Source organism: Mesorhizobium sp. M8A.F.Ca.ET.208.01.1.1, from assembly GCF_004791315.1.
Classification (GTDB): Bacteria; Pseudomonadota; Alphaproteobacteria; order Rhizobiales; family Rhizobiaceae; genus Mesorhizobium.
The window spans coordinates 1-398 of the sequence record NZ_SRUT01000077.1 but is presented as its reverse complement, the minus strand read 5'-3'; the positions used below and the strand labels follow the sequence as shown (position 1 = coordinate 398).

At 64.1% G+C, this 398-nt stretch carries 1 protein-coding gene; it reads left to right on the top strand.

The genetic code is table 11. From position 1 onward, the window contains the following. Positions 1-398: HlyD family efflux transporter periplasmic adaptor subunit (locus EN851_RS34360; RefSeq protein WP_135931060.1), on the top strand; the 398-nt coding region annotated here is incomplete at both ends.

Genomic DNA, 398 nt, shown 5'->3' with positions numbered 1-398 from the left:
GACGGCGTCGTGCAGCAGTCTCTCGCCTACACCGTCGGCGGGGTGATCACGCCCGGCCAGACGATCATGCAGGTCGTGCCGGACAATGACAGCCTCGCGGTGGAAGCCAAGATCGCGCCAAGCGACATCGACCAGCTATGGGTCGGCCAACAGGCATCGTTGCGCTTCTCGGCATTCAACCAGCCCACGACGCCGCAGATCGATGGCGTTGTCGAGAGAACCTCGCCCGATATCGCCACCGATCAGCGCACCGGCGTCAGCTACTACACCGTGCGCATCAAGACGACCGCCGCCGAGGTCGCGCGCCTCGGCGAAGTCAAGCTGGTGCCCGGCATGCCGGTGGAAACCTTCATCAAGACCGAGGACCGTTCGGTGATGTCCTACCTGGTGAAGCCGTT